We start from the raw sequence: 16,947 nt of genomic DNA on the forward strand, positions 1-16,947 counted from the left end.
CATTTAAATAACATTGATATGGAGGAATATGCTTTCTGGAAAAAGGGGAATATAAATGAGTAACGCTATAAAAAAATATTTGTTTTGTTTTTCATCTCGATCACATTGCTTTTTATGTTTTTAATGGCAATTAAAATCATGGCTTATAGAAACGCAATAAAGAATGATTCAATATGGAATCGTGATAAGAACTGTGAGTTAGTTACTTATATTCCTGATTATCGTCCGTATGGTGGAATTGGAAGCGTGTTGAGATTGTTTTCTAATCAATCATTTTTTAATGTATATGACCAGAATGGAAAAAAATTAAAAGCTCTGCGTGGTATTTTTGGCAATCACAATTTTCTGATTTGGTAGCACCGGAGTGGCATGGGCAGAACGCAATATATCCTACAAGTGATGGATGGGACGGATGGCATATTCCTGAATGCGGTTAACTTCTTCGCAATTGATTGTTAAAGCACTCATAAAGAAGCCCAGTCCTTGCCGGAGGTGGTGGAGCAGGTGCTGCGCGGCCACGGGCTGGAGGGGCCTGATTTTGAGTTCCGGCTGGAGTGCACCTACCCGGCGCGTGAAATTATCACTCAGTGGCGGGAAACGGACCTCGAATTTATCCAGCGCATTCTGTCTGAGGTGGGCATTTTCTGGCGCACGGAGATGGACAACAGCCGCGAGCTGGATACCTACATCTTCGCCGACAGCCAGCTTCACTACCAGTTTGATGTGCATCTGCCGTACAGCGAGCCATCGGGCCTGTTCGACGGCGAGGCGGAATCGGTGTGGGACGTGCGGACCTGGCACAGGGTTGTCACGGGCACGGTCGCTACGCGGGATTACAACTATCGCACCGCCGCCACGCCGATGGATGCGGCGGTCAGCGTGACGCGGTCATCACCGGAGAGCATTCCACTACGCAGCGCCTTACCGCGAGGTGGGTGATGACACCAGCCCGGAGCTGGAAACCGAATCGGGCGCGTTTTTCGTCCGTTCGAAAAAGAAGAGAGCGAGTCCTCTTTATCACCAGGGTGTTTATCCTGTAAATGAGCAGCCAACATCCTTACTGAGAGCTGAGGGTGTTCGCATTCCAAAATGTGAACTCAGGCAGTCAATTACGCACGCATCGCTCAAAAAACGATCTTTCCCAGGCAGATACTGAAATCAGAAAAGCATATGACCTTGAACAGCAAATACTATGACTGGAGGTATATGCGATGAACCAACAAGAATTACATGCACTAAAGAACTTTGATTTTCTGGCGCACAGTTTTGCCCGGATGCACGCTCTGGGTCAGCCGATAGATGTTGCTGCCGTAACCGGCAATATGAGTGATGAACAGCAAGCATGGTTCCGGGAGCGATACGACCACTACCGAAAGCAGGCCGAGCGGGCGAGGGTAAGAGAACTGCGGTGATGCAACAGACAACGGGCTTAACGGCCCGTTGTGCTTTTCAGTATCCAGTTAACCGACCGCGCTGCCTATCACCCAAGCGACTGCTGCGCCGATTCGGACTCCCGCAAGCTTCCGCGCCTGTCGGAAATATAAGATCTTTCAGGCACGGCCTCCCCGTTTGAAAATGAGGAGGCGGTATGATGTTAATCCCGCATATACTGATAAATTTCTGCAGCCGTTAAATCCCAGCGGCTGCCATTAAATGGTGGTATATAGCTGCCGTCATCATGACCGATTTCGTCGGCGATGAGCTGATTCAGCTTGTCATTCATTTTCATCAGCAGTTCCCGATGTTTTTCCGGCTGGGCCAGCAATGTGCTCATGTCGCGACCTTTTCTACCCGCCAGAACCTTATCCCGTTTTGATTTAACAGCGCCTGTCAGGCCAACCAGCGTGGGCACTAAATCCAGATGGCTGGTGACGCTGTTACAGCGGACATTCCCCGGATAAGCCGGATGACGAATAATCATGGGCACATGTATTTGTTCTTTATAAATCGAGGAGCCTTTGCCATGCATCTGGCGCGAACCGCCTAATTCCCCGTGGTCAGCGGTAAACACAATAATCGTCTTATCGGTTAATGACAGGTTATCCAGTTCGTTGACAATGGCCTCAAGATGCTGGTCATTGTCGCGAATACAGTTGAAATAATAATCCAGTAACTTGCGCCAGCGGCGGTCTTCGTCCGGAAACTGCCCCTACATTGCTGCCCGCGCATTCTGGTACTCCTGATGGGCCGCAGGTCTGCCCGGTTCGTTCAGAGGTTGATGGCGGTTTGCGGGCAGCGGATAGTCGGGCCTTCTGCTGGCCAAACTGCCGCTGAAACGGCGAGTCGGTAGTTCAGCCATTGCGTCCCGGGTCAGATTGCCCAGTTTGTATTCCGGAGAGACAAAGTGATCGCAGCTGTAAACATCGCCATTTTTCTCCACCAGCAGGCTTTGTCCGCAGGTGGGCTGCATGGTGCAAAGCGTGGCGGGTTGGCCTGCCCACTCGCCAGGAAGATTGTCAAAAAAACTGGACGAATACCTTTCCCACACCTGCAGAAGGTACGTAAAAGTGCTGGCTAACGCTGAATGAGCCTGGACTGGTATTGAAAATAAAAGGGAAGATTCTTTAACCAGACGCAACATGCTAAGCCGAAGGCATATCAGGTGTTCAGATTAAAAATTAAGGGATTACGAGAGATAAAGGAATGGTGCGTCTGAATGGACTCGAACCATCGACCCCCACCATGTCAAGGTGGTGCTCTAACCAACTGAGCTACAGACGCAGAATGGTGCGTTCAATTGGACTCGAACCAACGACCCCCACCATGTCAAGGTGGTGCTCTAACCAACTGAGCTATGAACGCAACGTGTTGTCGGTGACAACGGGGACGAATATTAGCGGCACTGCCCGGTTGAGGCAAGAGGGAAAATGCAATTTTCTCTCTGATTTCACGCGATTGCTTCATTACCGCGCAAAGTGAAGAGAAAGTAGCCGCCAGCGGGCGGCTACTGCCTGATTAACGCGCAGCGCGCTGCAAAATCACCGTGGACGGCTGGCGCTGCAGGAAGCGCATCCGCAGCATCATCATGATGGCCGCCGAGGTCAGGCCGATGATAAAGCCCATCCAGAATCCGGCCGGGCCCATGCGGTCAACCACCAGATCGGTCAGCGCCAGCACGTAGCCCGTCGGCAGGCCGAGCACCCAGTAGGCAATAAAGGTGATAAAGAAAATGGAGCGCGTATCTTTATACCCGCGCAGCACGCCGCTGCCGATAACCTGGATAGAGTCCGATATCTGGTAAACCGCCGCCAGCAGCATCAGGTGAGACGCCAGCATCACCACCTGCGGATTGTCGTTGTAGAGCAGGGCGATTTGCTCGCGCAGCGTGATGGTGAACAGCGCCGTGCAGACGGCCATACACACGCCCACACCCAGCCCGGTCCGCGCGGCGGTTTGCGCATCCAGCGTGGAGCCTTGCCCCAGACGGTAGCCGACGCGAATCGTCACCGCAGCGGCCAGCGACATCGGCAGAACGAACATCAGCGAGCTGAAGTTGAGCGCAATCTGGTGCCCGGCCACGTCGATGATACCCAGCGGGGAGACCAGCAGCGCCACAACGGCAAATAGCGTCACTTCAAAAAACAGCGCCAGCGCAATCGGCAGGCCGAGCTGAATTAGCCGCGTGACCACGTTCCAGTCCGGCGTGCTGAATCTCGTCGCGTTGCGAATATCGCGCATGGCGCGCGCGCGCTTCACGAAGGTGATCATGCTGAAGAACATCACCCAGTAAACCGCCGCGGTGGCTACGCCACAGCCCACGCCGCCCAGCTCCGGCATGCCGAAGTGGCCGTAGATAAAGACGTAGTTCACCGGAATGTTGACCAGCAGGCCGATAAAGCCCATCACCATGCCCGGCTTGGTTTTCGCCAGCCCCTCGCACTGGTTACGCGCGACCTGGAAAAAGAGGTAGCCCGGCGCGCCCCAGAGAAGCGCGCGGAGATAGCCGACGGCCTTGTCGGCAAGGGCAGGATCGATGTTGTGCATCGCGCGGATGATGTGGCCCGCGTTCCACAGCACGACCATGATCAGGATCGAAACAAAACCCGCGAGCCAAAAGCCCTGGCGTACCTGATGGGCAATGCGGTCGCGACGTCCGGAACCGTTAAGCTGCGCGATGACCGGCGTAAGGGCCAGCAGCAGGCCGTGACCGAACAGGATCGCCGGAAGCCAGATAGAGGTACCAATCGCGACGGCGGCCATGTCGGTGGCGCTGTAGCCGCCGGCCATCACCGTATCGACAAATCCCATTGCGGTCTGAGCGACCTGCGCGACGATCACGGGTATCGCCAGTGCCAATAATTGACGCGCTTCAATCATGTACTTCTGCACGTGAACACCTTTGTATTGTTGTTATTTGAGAGACAAAAAAGCCGCCGAAACAGGCAGCAAGAAGAAAATGAAGGGAGATGCCAGCTATTGTAGCGGGGTTTAACTAATTATCTAGTGAAAAAATCGCCAGAAAATGCGCTCCGCTGGCAACCTCTTTTTCCAACTGTTATTGTGGTGGGATTAAACGGTGCCATCACCGTAAGGAATGAACAGGAGCTATAGGCATGTTTACTGGTATTGTGCAGGGCACGGCGAAAGTGGTGTCTATCGATGAAAAACCTAATTTTCGTACCCACGTTGTAGAGCTTCCGGAATATATGCTGGACGGCATCGAAACCGGCGCCTCGATTGCGCATAACGGCTGTTGCCTGACGGTGACCGAAATTAACGGTAACCAGATTAGCTTTGACCTCATGAAAGAAACGCTGCGCATCACCAACCTGGGCGAGCTGGCGGTGGGTGACGTTGTCAACGTTGAGCGCGCGGCGAAGTTCAGCGATGAGATCGGCGGGCATTTGATGTCCGGCCACATCATGTCCACGGCCGAAGTGGCGAAGATTGTAACCTCGGAAAATAACCGCCAAATCTGGTTTAAGATGCAGGATCCGGCATTAATGAAATACATCCTGTATAAGGGATTTATTGGCATCGATGGGATTAGCCTGACGGTCGGTGAAGTGACGCCGACGCGTTTTTGCGTGCATCTCATTCCCGAAACGCTGCAGCGCACGACGCTGGGCGCTAAAAAACTGGGGCATCGGGTAAATATCGAAATCGATCCGCAAACCCAGGCGGTGGTGGATACCGTTGAGCGCGTGCTGGCCGCAAAAGAGGCGGCGATAATAAAAGCGGTAGAAGAAGAATAAAAATAACCCCGGCTTGCCGGGGTTATTTATTTAGCGTGCGACGCGCAGACCGTTCTCAATTCCGCGGCTAAACACTACCTGCCAGAGCTGAATATCGCGCGCGCGGAAAGCGCCCGCGCAGGCGTTCAGATAATAGGTAAACATGCGTTTGAAGCGTTCGGAATAGTTATCTGCAATTTCCGGCCACGCGGCCAGGAAGCGCGCGTGCCAGGCCATCAGCGTGGTGTCGTAGTCCGCACCGAAGTTATGCCAGTCTTCCACGATGAAGTGAGGCTCGCTGGCATTCGCAATATGGCGGACCGACGGCAAACAGCCGTTCGGGAAAATGTACTTATTGATCCACGGGTCGACGTTATTGTCGGTCTGCTTTGAGCCGATGGTGTGCAGCAGGAAAATACCGTCCGGTTTTAAATTACGGTTAGCAACCGTGAAATACGTATCGTAATTTTTCGGCCCCACGTGCTCGAACATCCCGACGGAGACGATGCGATCGAACTGCTCGTTGAGGTCGCGATAGTCCTGCAGGCGAATATCCACGTCCAGATCCTGGCACCGTTCCTGCGCCATCTTCTGCTGTTCGGCAGAAATGGTCACGCCCACGACGCTCACGCCGTAGTGTTTCGCCATAAACCAGGCCAGCCCGCCCCAGCCGCAGCCAATATCCAGCACGCGCATGCCGGGCTTGAGCTGCAGCTTTTCGCAGATCAGGCGCAGCTTGTCCTGCTGCGCTTCTTCCAGCGTGGTGGCTTGTTTCCAGTATGCGCAGGAATATTGCATCAGCGGGTCCAGCATGCGGCTGAAAAGATCGTTGCCGAGGTCGTAATGCTCTTTACCGACGATCCACGCGCGCTTTTTGCTTTGCAGGTTGAACAGGCGCGCGGAGGCGATGCGCAGCGTGTCTTTTAGATGGCGGGGAAGCTGTTTCTCCAGCCCCGCGCGCAGCACGCTGGTGAAGAACATGTCCAGACGCTCGCACTCCCACCAGCCGTCCATATAGCTTTCGCCCAGGCCGAGGGAACCTTCCTGCAGCACGCGTTTAAAAAAATCGGGATGTTTAACCTGCGGATCCGCAGGAGACGGTCCGTTAATCGTGATGCCGGCTCGACCCAACAGTTCACTGACGATCCGGGACCAGTTGTCGTCCGGAACGCTGACTTCTTCTATACACGATGAACTCATAGCTTCTCCATCACCTTGCTGTGATCAGAACCTTCAAACAGCGTAGACGCTTTTTATGGTTTGTGAGAAATCTCACGGATAATCCCGCGAGGCTAGTATCCGACGTAGAACAGAGGAAGGGAGATAACCCTTGCCGAAAAGCCTTCCATGGTAAAACGGGAGCACTCCGGCTCCCGTTAACGCTTAATATTTATCGTATTTATTGAACCAAATTTAGTATAGGCCTCAAAAATGGCTGATTCAATATAAAATTCTTAGCAACCTAATCACTGAAACGTAACATAATATCAGCCGCGATTAGGCATGCGAGCGATCGGCTTCGCTGCGGCTTTCCTCAGCGGCTTGCGCAGAAGATTGCATCCGGTAGCCAAGGGCAGCCAGGAGAACCGTTGCCAGCATCACGCTGGTGGTCGTCATCAGCGGCGTGGCGATCAGCGCTGAGACCACAAGGCTTGCCAGGAAGCACAGGCCGAGCTGAAGGGTGTTTTGCAATGCGGCAGCGCGACCCGTTGCGTGAGGGAAAGGCCGTAAGGCCTGAGCCACCACGATAGGGTAAATAGCGCCGTTAGCAACCGCCATCACGCAGAACGGGATCAAAATTTCTGCCAGTCCCGCGCCCGGAATAAAGCCTACCGCCCAGGTCCCAACGACGCTAAGCGCGTACAGCACCAGCAGCCACGGCAGCATCTGCTGGCCTTCCCACTTTTGCAGCGCGGCGCGACAGCCGTAGCCGCCGACCAGGAAAGCGATGGTCTGCGGGACATAGCTCAGGCCGATCGCTGCCGGGCTGTAGCCCATATCGTGCAGAATAAACGGCGAGCCGGTTAGCCACGCGAAGAAGCTGGCGGAGCAGGCGGCGTAAATCAGGACGTTGCCGCGGTAGGCCCTGGTCTTAAGCAACGAGATGAAGGTGATCGGCTTCGCGTCAGCATGCTCCACTTTTTTATGCGCGGGCTTGAGCGCGAACGCGGGCAGCATCAGGACCAGGGTAATCGCAAACAGCGTGGCAAAAATCGCCTGCCAGTCAAAATGCGCGAGGATCCAGCTGCCCAGCAGCGGGGCAAGGGCCGGAGAAAGGCCAACCAGCGGCATGATGGTGGCAAAAATTCGGTTGGTGCGCGACGCCGGGTAGTAATCGGTCACCAGCGCCTGCCAGGTGACCGCCGCGGCGCATACGCCCACCGCCTGAATAAAGCGCAGCACCAGCAGCCAGGTGGCATCGCGTACCCACAGCATGCCCAGACAGCCGACGGCAAAAATGGCCAGCCCCAGCAGCAGAACCGGCTTGCGGCCAAAGCGATCGGAGAGCGGCCCCCACAGCAGCTGTGCGAAGGCAAAGCCGGCAAGAAACAGGCTCAGGCTCGCGCTGATGGCGGCGGCAGGGGTTTGCAAATCTTCCTGCATGGCGGCAAAGGCGGGCAAATACATGTCGGTCGCTAAAAAGCCCAGCACGCTCAGGCCGCCGAGCCAGACTAAAAATCCTTTCCTGGGTTGCACTCGTTTTTCTCCTCAAGGAGGCAGGGATATATTGGCGCAGAGTGTAGGGAGTGCAAAGCGGCTTGTGAAACGCTAATATTTGGCGGTTGCATTCAAAAATTTTGCAGGCAGAAAATGTGGTCAGATTATTCTCTTGAAGTGGTCGATGCCGTTGCGCGCAACGGCAGCTTCAGCGGTGCCGCGCAGGAGCTGCACCGCGTTCCCTCGGCGGTAAGCTATACCGTGCGGCAGCTGGAGGAATGGCTCGCCGTTCCGCTGTTTGAACGGCGCCATCGCGATGTGATATTAACCCCGGCCGGGGCATGGTTTTTGAAAGAAGGACGTTCTGTTATCAAAAAAATGCAGATCACCCGCGAGCAGTGCCAGCAGATTGCCAACGGCTGGCGCGGGCATCTCTCCATCGCCGTCGATAATATCGTCCGGCCGGAGCGCACGCGGCAGATGATCGTTGATTTCTACCGTCACTTCTCGGACGTCGAGCTGCGGGTGTCGCAGGAGGTGTTCAACGGCGTGTGGGACGCGCTGGCGGACGGCAGGGTAGAGATGGCTATCGGCGCGACCCAGGCGATCCCCGTGGGCGGGCGCTACGCTTTTCGGGACATGGGCATGCTGAGCTGGACCTGCGTTGTTGCGCGCCATCATCCGCTGGCGGCGATGGAAGGACCGCTGAGCGATGACGCGTTGCGCAACTGTCCGTCGCTGGTGCTGGAAGATACGTCGCGGTCGCTGCCCAAGCGTATCACCTGGCTGCTGGACAACCAGCGGCGCGTGGTGGCGCCCGACTGGGACTCTTCAGCAACCTGCCTGAGCGCGGGGCTGTGCGTAGGTATGGTGCCCGTCCACTTTGCGCGTCCGCGTATTGATGCCGGTGAATGGGTTGCCCTGACGCTGGAAAATCCGTTCCCGGACGCGGCCTGCTGCCTGACCTGGCAGCAAAATGACGTGTCGCCCGCAATGGCCTGGCTGCTGGAGTATCTGGGAGATAGCGAAACGCTGAACAGGGAGTGGCTACGGGAGCCAGCGTAGCTGGCCCCGGAGAGGATTAACGGCGGTAGTCGCGGAAAGGACCGTCCGCAACGGAGCGACGCTCAATCAGGCGAGGGTGAACCTCAATGGACTGCGACTCTTCGCGCTTGCTGACAATCCTGTCCATCAGCATGTTGAAGGCCGTTTCGCCCAGCGAATCTTTCGGCTGGTGAATGGTCGTCAGCGCCGGGGTGAAAAAGCGCGCGTTGCGCACGTTGTCATACCCGATCACCGAAATATCCTGAGGCACGCGAAGGCCGAGCTCGTCTGCCGCACAGAGCGCGCCCATCGCCATGATGTCGCCGCCGCAGAAGACGGCGGTAGGGCGGTGCTGCTGCGACACGATCTGCTGCATCGCGCGGTAGCCGGACTCCGGCTCAAAGTCGCCCTGAACAATCCAGTTTTCCGGCACGCTGATCAGCGCCTCTTCCATCGCCTTCATGAACCCGGCCAGACGACCCGCGCCGGTGTTGCGCTCCAGCGGGCCAGGGATGACGCCGATATCGCGGTGTCCGCGCTCGATCAAATAGCGGCCGGCCATGTAGCCGCCTTCAAAAGCGTTATCGATGACCGAGTCGGTGAAATCGGCGCGCGCCTCGCCCCAGTCCATAACCACCATCGGAATGTGGCGATACTCCTCCAGCATGGAGAGAACGGACTCAGGGTATTCAGAGCACATGACCAGCAGGCCATCGACACGCTTTTGCGCCATCATCGACAGATAGGCGCGCTGCTTTTCAATGTTGTTCCACGCGTTGCCCAGAATCAGGGTATAGCCTTTCTGGAAGCAGTTTTTCTCAACGGCTTCAATAATTTCGGCAAAGTAGGCCGCTTCGCTGCTGGTCGCCAGCAGGCCGATAGACTTGGTGTGATTAACCTTCAGGCTGCGCGCAACCGCACTCGGTGAGTAGTGCAGTTCTTTGATTGCAGCCCAGACGGCGTTGCGCGTCTCTTCCGCCACGAAGCGGGTTTTGTTAATAACATGTGATACGGTTGTAGTGGAAACGTTTGCGCGTTTTGCTACGTCTTTAATTGTTGCCATTAAATGTCACTCCAGACCCTATCCTAATGCCCTGAAAAATGGGGAGGTAAACGTTTGCCTTCTCTCACCCTTATTACGCAATTTTGAATTGCGACACGCCGGGAAAACGACACAGGACGTCAGGAGGGGGTCAATGGCCGGTACGCTAATAAATTTAGCGTGGAATTTTGTCCTATCTTGAGGAAAAGGGGAAGAGCAAAAGTGGTTATCATTTTAAATCCGGGAAGATTTTTGACGTAAACTGTGTAAAAATGAGCAAGCTCACTTTCCGTGTGGGGATTAAAAGGAGAAAAATTGATGAGTACCGATCTTAAGTTTTCGCTGATGACCACCGTTATTGTTCTGGCGCTGATTGTTGCCGGTGGGCTGACGGCTGCACTGCACTGATTTTGACGGGGGGAGATTCTTCTCCCTCCTGTAACCTTCCTGATTGTTACGTCTCCGGCAAATATCTTTTGCCAAATTGTTAACTTCTCATTTTTTGTGATTGATGTCATGCTTTTGGCTTCTTTGTTCTGCGTCGTGGTACGTCGCGGCATCCGGAGTTAATGCATGAAAATCAATTTCCCCCTGCTGGCCCTCGCCATTGGCGCGTTTGGGATCGGCACCACTGAATTTTCCCCAATGGGGCTGTTACCCGTTATCGCCAGGGGCGTAGATGTCTCGATCCCGGCGGCGGGGATGCTGATCAGCGCCTATGCGATCGGCGTGATGGTCGGGGCTCCGCTGATGACGCTGCTGCTTTCCCATCGCGGACGCCGCAACGCGCTGATTTTCCTGATGGCTATCTTCACCCTCGGCAACGTGCTCTCGGCCATTTCGCCCGATTACACCACGCTGATGCTGTCGCGCATTCTCACGAGCCTCAACCACGGCGCGTTCTTCGGCCTGGGCTCGGTTGTTGCCGCAAGCGTTGTACCCAAGCACAAGCAGGCCAGCGCGGTCGCCACCATGTTCATGGGGCTGACGATTGCGAATATTGGCGGCGTACCGGCTGCGACGTGGCTCGGCGAAGCGATTGGCTGGCGGATGTCGTTCCTGGCCACGGCCGGACTGGGCGTGATCGCCATGGTGGCGCTGTTCTTCTCGCTGCCGAAGGGCGGGGCGGGCGAAAGGCCGGACGTGCGCAAAGAGCTGTCGGTATTGGTTCGCCCGCAGGTGCTTTCCGCGCTTCTGACGACGGTGCTGGGCGCGGGCGCCATGTTCACGCTTTACACCTATATTGCTCCCGTCCTGCACGAGATCACCCGCGCGACGCCAGCGTTCGTTACGGCGATGCTGGTATTGATTGGCGTGGGCTTTTCCATCGGCAACTATCTCGGCGGCAAGCTCGCCGATCGTTCGGTTAGCGCAACCCTGAAGGGCTTTTTGACCCTGCTGATTGCCATCATGGTGGCCATACCGTGGCTCGCGCAAAGCCAGGTGGGAGCCGCCGTAGCGATGGTCGTTTGGGGCGCCGCCACCTTTGCGGTCGTTCCGCCGCTGCAAATGCGAGTGATGCGCGTTGCGCACGAGGCGCCGGGGCTCTCTTCTTCGGTGAATATCGGGGCGTTTAATCTGGGGAATGCGCTGGGCGCGGCTGCCGGTGGTGCGGTGATTTCAGGCGGGCTGGGATATGGATTTGTGCCGGTGATGGGCGCGATCGTCGCGGCCCTGGGGCTGCTGCTGGTGCTGATGTCCGGTCGTAAACAGTCGGAAACGGCCTGCGCGGTAGACTAAACAAAAACGCAGAAGGGCGAACCCTTCTGCGTGTCTCTTACGCGGCGAAGTTCTTCGCCACAAACTCCCAGTTCACCAGCGCCCAGAAGTGCTCCAGGTAGTTCGGACGGGCGTTACGGTAATCGATATAGTACGCGTGCTCCCACACGTCCACGGTCATCAGCGGCGTTGCGCTGCCGGTCAGCGGCGTACCAGCGTTCGAGGTGGAAACGATAGCCAGCTTGCCATCGGCCTCTTTTACCAGCCAGGTCCAGCCGGAACCGAAGTTTTTCACTGCGGCATCGGTAAACTTCGCTTTGAACTCTGCGAAGCTGCCAAACGACGCATTGATGGCATTCGCCAGCTCGCCGGTTGGCTCTCCGCCCGCGTTCGGCGCCAGGCAGTGCCAGTAGAAGCTGTGGTTCCACACCTGCGCGGCGTTATTGAAGATGCCGCCTTCTGAACTGCGCACGATCTCTTCCAGCGTTTTGCCTTCAAAGTCGGTGCCTTTGATCAGGTTGTTGAGGTTGGTGACGTAGGTCTGATGGTGTTTACCGTAGTGGTATTCCAGGGTCTCCGCGGAAATGTGCGGGGCCAAGGCGTCTTTTGCATATGGTAGTGCAGGTAATTCGAACGACATTGCTACTCTCCTTATTGTTTTGATGTTGCCAATAACCTTACAGACAACAGGGATAGAGTAGCAAATTGAAAGGGTATGCAAAAGAGGAACTTACCCCGCCGCCAGAGCGGCAGGGCAGGGTTTAGCGGATTGTTTTCGGCGTCATCACGCGGCGTGCGCCGACGTAGTGGCGTACCCAATAATCTTCGCTGAGCGAGGTAATCTGGATGTCCTGACCGCTGCGCGGGGACTGGATAAACTTACCGTTGCCGACGTAAACGCCAACGTGGTCGGCCGTGCCGCGACCCTGGGTGCGGAAGAAGACCAGATCGCCATTCTCCAGTTCGCCCCGGTTTACCGGAGATGCGTCGCGAAGATGGTACATCTCGTTTGCCGTACGCGGAATGCGGAACTTGACCAAATCTTTGTAGGCGTAATAGACCAGACCGCTGCAGTCGAAGCCGGTGCGCGGAGAGGTTCCCCCCCAGCGGTACGGTTTGCCGATTTGCCCCATCAGCTTGTTCATCGCCGTTTTTTGCGCTTTCTGCATGCGAACCTTATGCACGTCGGCAAGCTTCGCGGATTTAAAGCATTTGGTTTTATGCCCTTTGCGAACGGTACATTTTTCAGTGGCGAGGTTAGCGGCGGTTTTTTGTGCTTTAAGCTTCGTTGCGTGGGCCGTTCTGGAGGATTTGACGCTGGTCTTACTGGATGCGGTATGTTTGGTTTGCGTGCTGGTTTTTTTCTTTGCCGTCTTGCTGGTGGTTTTTTTCTTACGTTCAGTGCTTTTCGCCAGATGCGTTTTTTGTACGGCAGAATGCCGCGCCTGTTCAGAGGCCTTCGCCGCTGGCGTGAGAGAAAGAGTGGTAAACAGTAAAGCACAGAGCGTGATCGAGATTTTATTTATCCGCGCCACTGGGCAGTCCCCTGGTAAATGCAGGCTTTCTATAATACCCGCGTATGATTTACAAAACCCGTCGATTCTAATCTATATAAAGCCGAGAAGTTAATAGCATTTTTCGATCAACGTTCCTGTTTCGTAAGCAAGTGCAAAAAAAATCATCAAATACACTGCCGATCGCGCACTCCCTCAGCAAAACCTTACCTTGCCTGTGGTTAAGCTTCATTTTCAATGCAACTTATCGCGACAACCGTTAAACTCTATAGACGTGATAAAAATGTTATTTTCCGATACCCGTTTGAACCGCTACAATATCAAACGAATGCCGTAACAGAAGTTTAAGGAAGCAAGACATGAGCACCACTATTGAAAAAATTCAGCGCCAGATCGCTGAAAACCCGATTCTCCTGTACATGAAAGGTTCTCCAAAGCTGCCTAGCTGTGGTTTCTCCGCACAGGCCGTTCAGGCGCTTTCTGCCTGTGGTGAGCGTTTTGCTTACGTTGATATCCTGCAAAACCCGGATATCCGCGCCGAGCTGCCAAAATATGCCAACTGGCCGACATTCCCGCAGCTGTGGATTGACGGTGAACTGGTTGGCGGCTGCGACATCCTGATTGAAATGTATCAGCGTGGCGAACTGCAGCAGCTGATCAAAGAGACCGCGGCGAAGTACAAAACCGAAGAGCCTGACGCAGAATAATTTTCTGCTCAAATAAAAAAGCGACCTGATAAGGTCGCTTTTTTTTTATTCTTCGCTGTCACCCATCGGCAGCGGCCAGCCGCCCAGGCGCTTCCAGCGGTTAACTATCTCACAGAACAGCTCAGCGGTGCGCTCAGTGTCATAGAGAGCCGAGTGCGCCTGCGTGCCGTCAAACTCAATGCCCGCCGTAATGCAGGCCTTGGACAACACCGTCTGTCCCAGCGCCAGCCCGCTCAGCGCGGCGGTGTCGAAGGTCACAAACGGATGGAAGGGGTTACGTTTCAATGACGCGCGCTCGGCGGCGGCCATCGTAAAGCTGTGGTCGAAGGTCGCGTTGTGGGCCACCATGATGGCGCGGCTGCAGTCGTTATCCTTCATGCCTTTGCGCACCATTTTGAAGATGGCGTGAAGCGCGTCATATTCGCTCACCGCGCCGCGCAGCGGGTTTTTCGGATCGATACCGTTAAACGCCAGCGCTTCCGGCTGCAGGTTTGCGCCTTCAAAGGGCTCTACGTGAAAATGCAGCGTGGTGTCCGGTGTAAGCCAGCCCTGTTCATCCATCTTCAGCGTGATGGCGGCAATCTCAAGCAGCGCATCGGTTTTAGCGTTAAATCCGGCTGTTTCTACGTCAATGACAACGGGATAAAAACCACGAAAACGGTCGCACAGACCGGTAAGTTGAGCGTTATCGGACATCAGGGTCTCTTACAAGGGGAAAAAAGCAGTGCGCATTATGGCAAATTTTGACGGGGGATGCAGTAAAACTAAGGGCGCATAGTGCGCCCTGTGGGATCAGTTGCCCAGACCGCGACCGGCGTCTTTGGCTTCGATCAGCTCGATTTTGTAACCGTCCGGATCTTCAACGAAGGCAATTACGGTGGAGCCGCCCTTTACCGGACCGGCTTCGCGGGTCACGTTGCCGCCGTTGCTGCGGATGCGCTCGCACGCTTCGGCCGCGTTGTCCACTTCCAGCGCGATATGGCCGTACGCGGTGCCCAGCTCGTAGCTATCGACACCCCAGTTGTAGGTCAGTTCGATCACCGCTTCCTCGCTTTCCGGGCCGTAGCCCACAAACGCCAGCGAGTATTTGTATTCCGGGTTTTCGCTGGTACGCAGCAGCTTCATGCCCAGCACGCTGGTGTAAAACTCGATTGAACGTTGCAGGTCGCCAACGCGCAGCATGGTGTGAAGTAGGCGCATAATTTCCTCTTAACCAATGGAATGGATTATCTTTTTTAACAGAAACGATGTTTGAGTATAGCGGCGAAATATCGCCGCTATCAATGACTCTGGCAGGAATTACAGAGAAGGGTAGTCGGTGTAGCCTTCCGCGCCGCCGCCGTAGAAGCTTTCCGGACGCTGCGGGTTCAGCTCGGCTTTTTTCTGCAGGCGAGCAACCAGGTCCGGGTTGGCGATGAAGTCGCGGCCAAACGCCACGGCGTCGATCAAGCCTTTCGCGATCAGGTCTTCCGCTTTCTCAGGCGTGTAGGCACCTGCACCGATGATCACGCCGTGGAAGCGCTCGCGCACTTTCTGACGGAAGCTTTCGGTATAGGGCTGGCCGCCAGCCCAGTCCGGCTCGGACATGTGCAGGTAGGCGATGCCGCGTTTTGCCAGCTCTTCAATCAGGTACAGCGCGTCTGCTTCTTCATTCGGGCCGTTGTCGACGTTCTGGAAAGAGCCGATCGGAGAGACGCGGATCCCGATGCGATCCGGGCTCCACTCCTGGCACACGGCGTCAACCACTTCCAGCACCAGGCGGGCGCGGTTTTCAACGCTGCCGCCGTACTGGTCGGTACGGTGGTTAGAAGAAGGCGACAGGAACTGGTGCAGCAAATAGCCGTGAGCGGAGTGCAGCTCGACGAGGTCGAAGCCGGCTTCGCGAGCGTTGGCGACCGCCTGGCGGAAATCGTTCACGATGCCAGGGATCTCGTTCAGCTCCAGCGCGCGAGGCATCGAGGTATCGACGCGGATGGCGTTGCCGTTTTCATCGCGCAGGGAGGTGCGGGTATTCGCACTCAGGGCAGAGGCGGAAACCGGTGCCTGGCCGCCGGGCTGGATGCTGCTGTGTGAGATACGGCCGGTATGCCACAGCTGAACCGCAATGCGGCCCTCTTCAGCGTGAACGCCCGCGGTGATTTTCTTCCACGCGGCAATTTGCTCCGGGCTGTGCAGCCCCGGCGCGCCGGCGTAGCCTTTCGCCTGAGCGGAAATCTGCGTGGCTTCCGAGATAATCAGGCCCGAACTTGCGCGCTGGCGATAATATTCACCCATCAGAGGCGTAGGGATGTCACCCGGCTCAATGCTGCGCAGGCGGGTAAGGGGAGCCATAAATACGCGGTTTGGCGCGGTAACGGCGCCCACTTTCAGTGGGGTAAATAACTTTTCAGCGGACATAAAAGCTCCTGAGTAGACCAGTCGACTAGTAATGGGTTAAATAAAAACGCCTGCTACACGCGAGGCGTTGTGATACTGCTTTTCACATGTGCCAGCGCGCTTTCCAGCGGCACGGCACTGCGAGAAATTTTGGCCTGAAGATTTGCGCCCAGCCAGAGCGAATAGAGAACCTGCGCCTGGGTTAGCGGGTCGCCCGTAAAGCTCAGCGTTTTCTCCTCGCGGCCTTTATCCAGCGCCTGCGCCAGAAGGGCAATCACGCCGCTGGCACCTTTATCCATGGCGGTCCGCATATCTTCTGAAAGATCGCAGACTTCGGCAGAAAGTTTGACCGTCAGGCAGCCGCTGATGATGCCCTGCCGACAGAACTGCGTCAGCGTCTCCTGATAGTAGTTCAGAACGCGATCGCGGTAGTTGCCTTCACCGCTGGCAAAGTGAACCGCCAGGCGTTGATGATAGTCAGCGTAGTGCCGCTCCAGCATCGCCACGCCGAAGGCCTCTTTGGATCGAAAATAGTGATAGAACGAACCCTTCGGCACTTCAGCGGTTTTTAGCAGCTCGCTCAGCCCCATGCCGGTAAACCCGCGATGCATGCAGAGCTGCTCGCCGGTTTCCAGTAAATGTTCGCGCGTATCGTGTTCTGTATTTCTGCTCATGCCGTCACTCTAATAGACCATTCGGTCTAATTCAAGCCC

16 protein-coding genes, 2 tRNA genes and 3 pseudogenes are annotated in these 16,947 nt (G+C 55.7%); 7 read left to right on the forward strand and 14 right to left on the reverse strand.

What is annotated here, in order from left to right:
* Positions 1-492: 492 nt before the first annotated feature.
* A pseudogene (locus tag AB8804_RS13820) lies at positions 493-1,003 on the forward strand (contractile injection system protein, VgrG/Pvc8 family); the annotation flags it as partial.
* A 208-nt stretch (positions 1,004-1,211) separates the two neighbouring features.
* Positions 1,212-1,412, forward strand: a complete 201-nt coding sequence (glgS, locus tag AB8804_RS13825) for a cell surface composition regulator GlgS (protein WP_371187042.1) — start codon at positions 1,212-1,214, stop codon at positions 1,410-1,412.
* A 182-nt stretch (positions 1,413-1,594) separates the two neighbouring features.
* On the opposite strand, the pseudogene AB8804_RS13830 reads toward glgS, so the two are convergent.
* The 5 genes and pseudogenes from AB8804_RS13830 to mdtK all read right to left on the reverse strand — a co-directional run.
* Positions 1,595-2,248 (reverse strand): annotated as a pseudogene (locus AB8804_RS13830) (sulfatase-like hydrolase/transferase); the annotation flags it as partial.
* A pseudogene (locus tag AB8804_RS13835) lies at positions 2,235-2,486 on the reverse strand (SPASM domain-containing protein); the annotation flags it as partial. The pseudogenes AB8804_RS13835 and AB8804_RS13830, both read right to left, overlap by 14 nt.
* 158 nt (positions 2,487-2,644) lie before the next feature.
* A tRNA-Val gene (locus AB8804_RS13840) sits at positions 2,645-2,721 on the reverse strand.
* 4 nt (positions 2,722-2,725) lie between these two features.
* Positions 2,726-2,802 (reverse strand) — tRNA-Val (locus tag AB8804_RS13845).
* 153 nt (positions 2,803-2,955) lie between these two features.
* Positions 2,956-4,329, reverse strand: coding sequence for an MdtK family multidrug efflux MATE transporter (mdtK, locus tag AB8804_RS13850; protein WP_371187044.1), 1,374 nt, complete (start codon positions 4,327-4,329; stop codon positions 2,956-2,958).
* A 224-nt stretch (positions 4,330-4,553) separates the two neighbouring features.
* Between mdtK and AB8804_RS13855 the strand changes: the two genes are divergently transcribed.
* Positions 4,554-5,195: a riboflavin synthase subunit alpha gene (locus tag AB8804_RS13855; RefSeq protein ID WP_371187046.1), complete on the forward strand. Its 642-nt coding sequence runs from the start codon at positions 4,554-4,556 to the stop codon at positions 5,193-5,195.
* Positions 5,196-5,225: 30 nt separating this feature from the next.
* On the opposite strand, the gene cfa is transcribed toward AB8804_RS13855, so the two are convergent.
* Both cfa and punC read right to left on the reverse strand, forming a co-directional pair.
* Complete coding sequence (cfa, locus tag AB8804_RS13860) at positions 5,226-6,374, reverse strand: cyclopropane fatty acyl phospholipid synthase (RefSeq protein ID WP_371187048.1); 1,149 nt, start codon at positions 6,372-6,374, stop codon at positions 5,226-5,228.
* 297 nt (positions 6,375-6,671) lie between these two features.
* The gene (punC, locus tag AB8804_RS13865; protein ID WP_371187050.1) at positions 6,672-7,871 is read right to left on the reverse strand and encodes a purine nucleoside transporter PunC; all 1,200 of its coding nucleotides are present in this window, start codon (positions 7,869-7,871) and stop codon (positions 6,672-6,674) included.
* 114 nt (positions 7,872-7,985) lie between these two features.
* Between punC and punR the strand changes: the two genes are divergently transcribed.
* Positions 7,986-8,897 carry a DNA-binding transcriptional activator PunR gene (punR, locus tag AB8804_RS13870; protein WP_371187052.1) on the forward strand — a complete coding sequence of 304 codons (912 nt, stop codon included), beginning with the start codon at positions 7,986-7,988 and terminating at the stop codon, positions 8,895-8,897.
* 16 nt (positions 8,898-8,913) lie between these two features.
* On the opposite strand, the gene purR is transcribed toward punR, so the two are convergent.
* Positions 8,914-9,939: an HTH-type transcriptional repressor PurR gene (purR, locus tag AB8804_RS13875; RefSeq protein WP_297117577.1), complete on the reverse strand. Its 1,026-nt coding sequence runs from the start codon at positions 9,937-9,939 to the stop codon at positions 8,914-8,916.
* Between the two features lie 297 nt (positions 9,940-10,236).
* On the opposite strand from purR, the gene AB8804_RS13880 reads away from it, so the two are divergent.
* On the forward strand, positions 10,237-10,326 hold the full coding sequence (locus tag AB8804_RS13880) for a YnhF family membrane protein (RefSeq protein WP_371187054.1): 90 nt from the start codon (positions 10,237-10,239) through the stop codon (positions 10,324-10,326).
* A 165-nt stretch (positions 10,327-10,491) separates the two neighbouring features.
* Complete coding sequence (locus AB8804_RS13885; protein ID WP_371187056.1) at positions 10,492-11,658, forward strand: MFS transporter; 1,167 nt, start codon at positions 10,492-10,494, stop codon at positions 11,656-11,658.
* A 37-nt stretch (positions 11,659-11,695) separates the two neighbouring features.
* Here the strand turns inward: AB8804_RS13885 and sodB are convergent, their stop codons facing one another.
* A complete protein-coding gene (gene sodB / locus AB8804_RS13890; protein ID WP_371187058.1) occupies positions 11,696-12,277 on the reverse strand; it encodes a superoxide dismutase [Fe] in 582 nt (193 codons plus the stop codon).
* A 121-nt stretch (positions 12,278-12,398) separates the two neighbouring features.
* Entirely contained in the window at positions 12,399-13,172 is a 774-nt protein-coding gene (locus tag AB8804_RS13895; protein WP_371187060.1) for a C40 family peptidase, read from the reverse strand.
* Between the two features lie 338 nt (positions 13,173-13,510).
* Between AB8804_RS13895 and grxD the strand changes: the two genes are divergently transcribed.
* Positions 13,511-13,858: a monothiol glutaredoxin 4 gene (gene grxD, locus AB8804_RS13900; protein ID WP_371187062.1), complete on the forward strand. Its 348-nt coding sequence runs from the start codon at positions 13,511-13,513 to the stop codon at positions 13,856-13,858.
* Positions 13,859-13,903: 45 nt separating this feature from the next.
* On the opposite strand, the gene rnt is transcribed toward grxD, so the two are convergent.
* The 4 genes from rnt to AB8804_RS13920 all read right to left on the reverse strand — a co-directional run bounded on the left by rnt (position 13,904) and on the right by AB8804_RS13920 (position 16,908).
* On the reverse strand, positions 13,904-14,554 hold the full coding sequence (rnt, locus tag AB8804_RS13905; protein WP_371187064.1) for a ribonuclease T: 651 nt from the start codon (positions 14,552-14,554) through the stop codon (positions 13,904-13,906).
* A gap of 96 nt (positions 14,555-14,650) precedes the next feature.
* Positions 14,651-15,058, reverse strand: a complete 408-nt coding sequence (gloA, locus tag AB8804_RS13910) for a lactoylglutathione lyase (RefSeq protein ID WP_371187066.1) — start codon at positions 15,056-15,058, stop codon at positions 14,651-14,653.
* A 99-nt stretch (positions 15,059-15,157) separates the two neighbouring features.
* Positions 15,158-16,255, reverse strand: coding sequence for an alkene reductase (locus tag AB8804_RS13915; protein WP_371187069.1), 1,098 nt, complete (start codon positions 16,253-16,255; stop codon positions 15,158-15,160).
* 53 nt (positions 16,256-16,308) lie between these two features.
* Complete coding sequence (locus AB8804_RS13920) at positions 16,309-16,908, reverse strand: TetR/AcrR family transcriptional regulator (RefSeq protein ID WP_371187071.1); 600 nt, start codon at positions 16,906-16,908, stop codon at positions 16,309-16,311.
* Positions 16,909-16,947: the final 39 nt, after the last annotated feature.

It is taken from the genome of Enterobacter sp. KBR-315C3_2022 (assembly GCF_041399425.1).
GTDB lineage: Bacteria > Pseudomonadota > Gammaproteobacteria > Enterobacterales > Enterobacteriaceae > Enterobacter.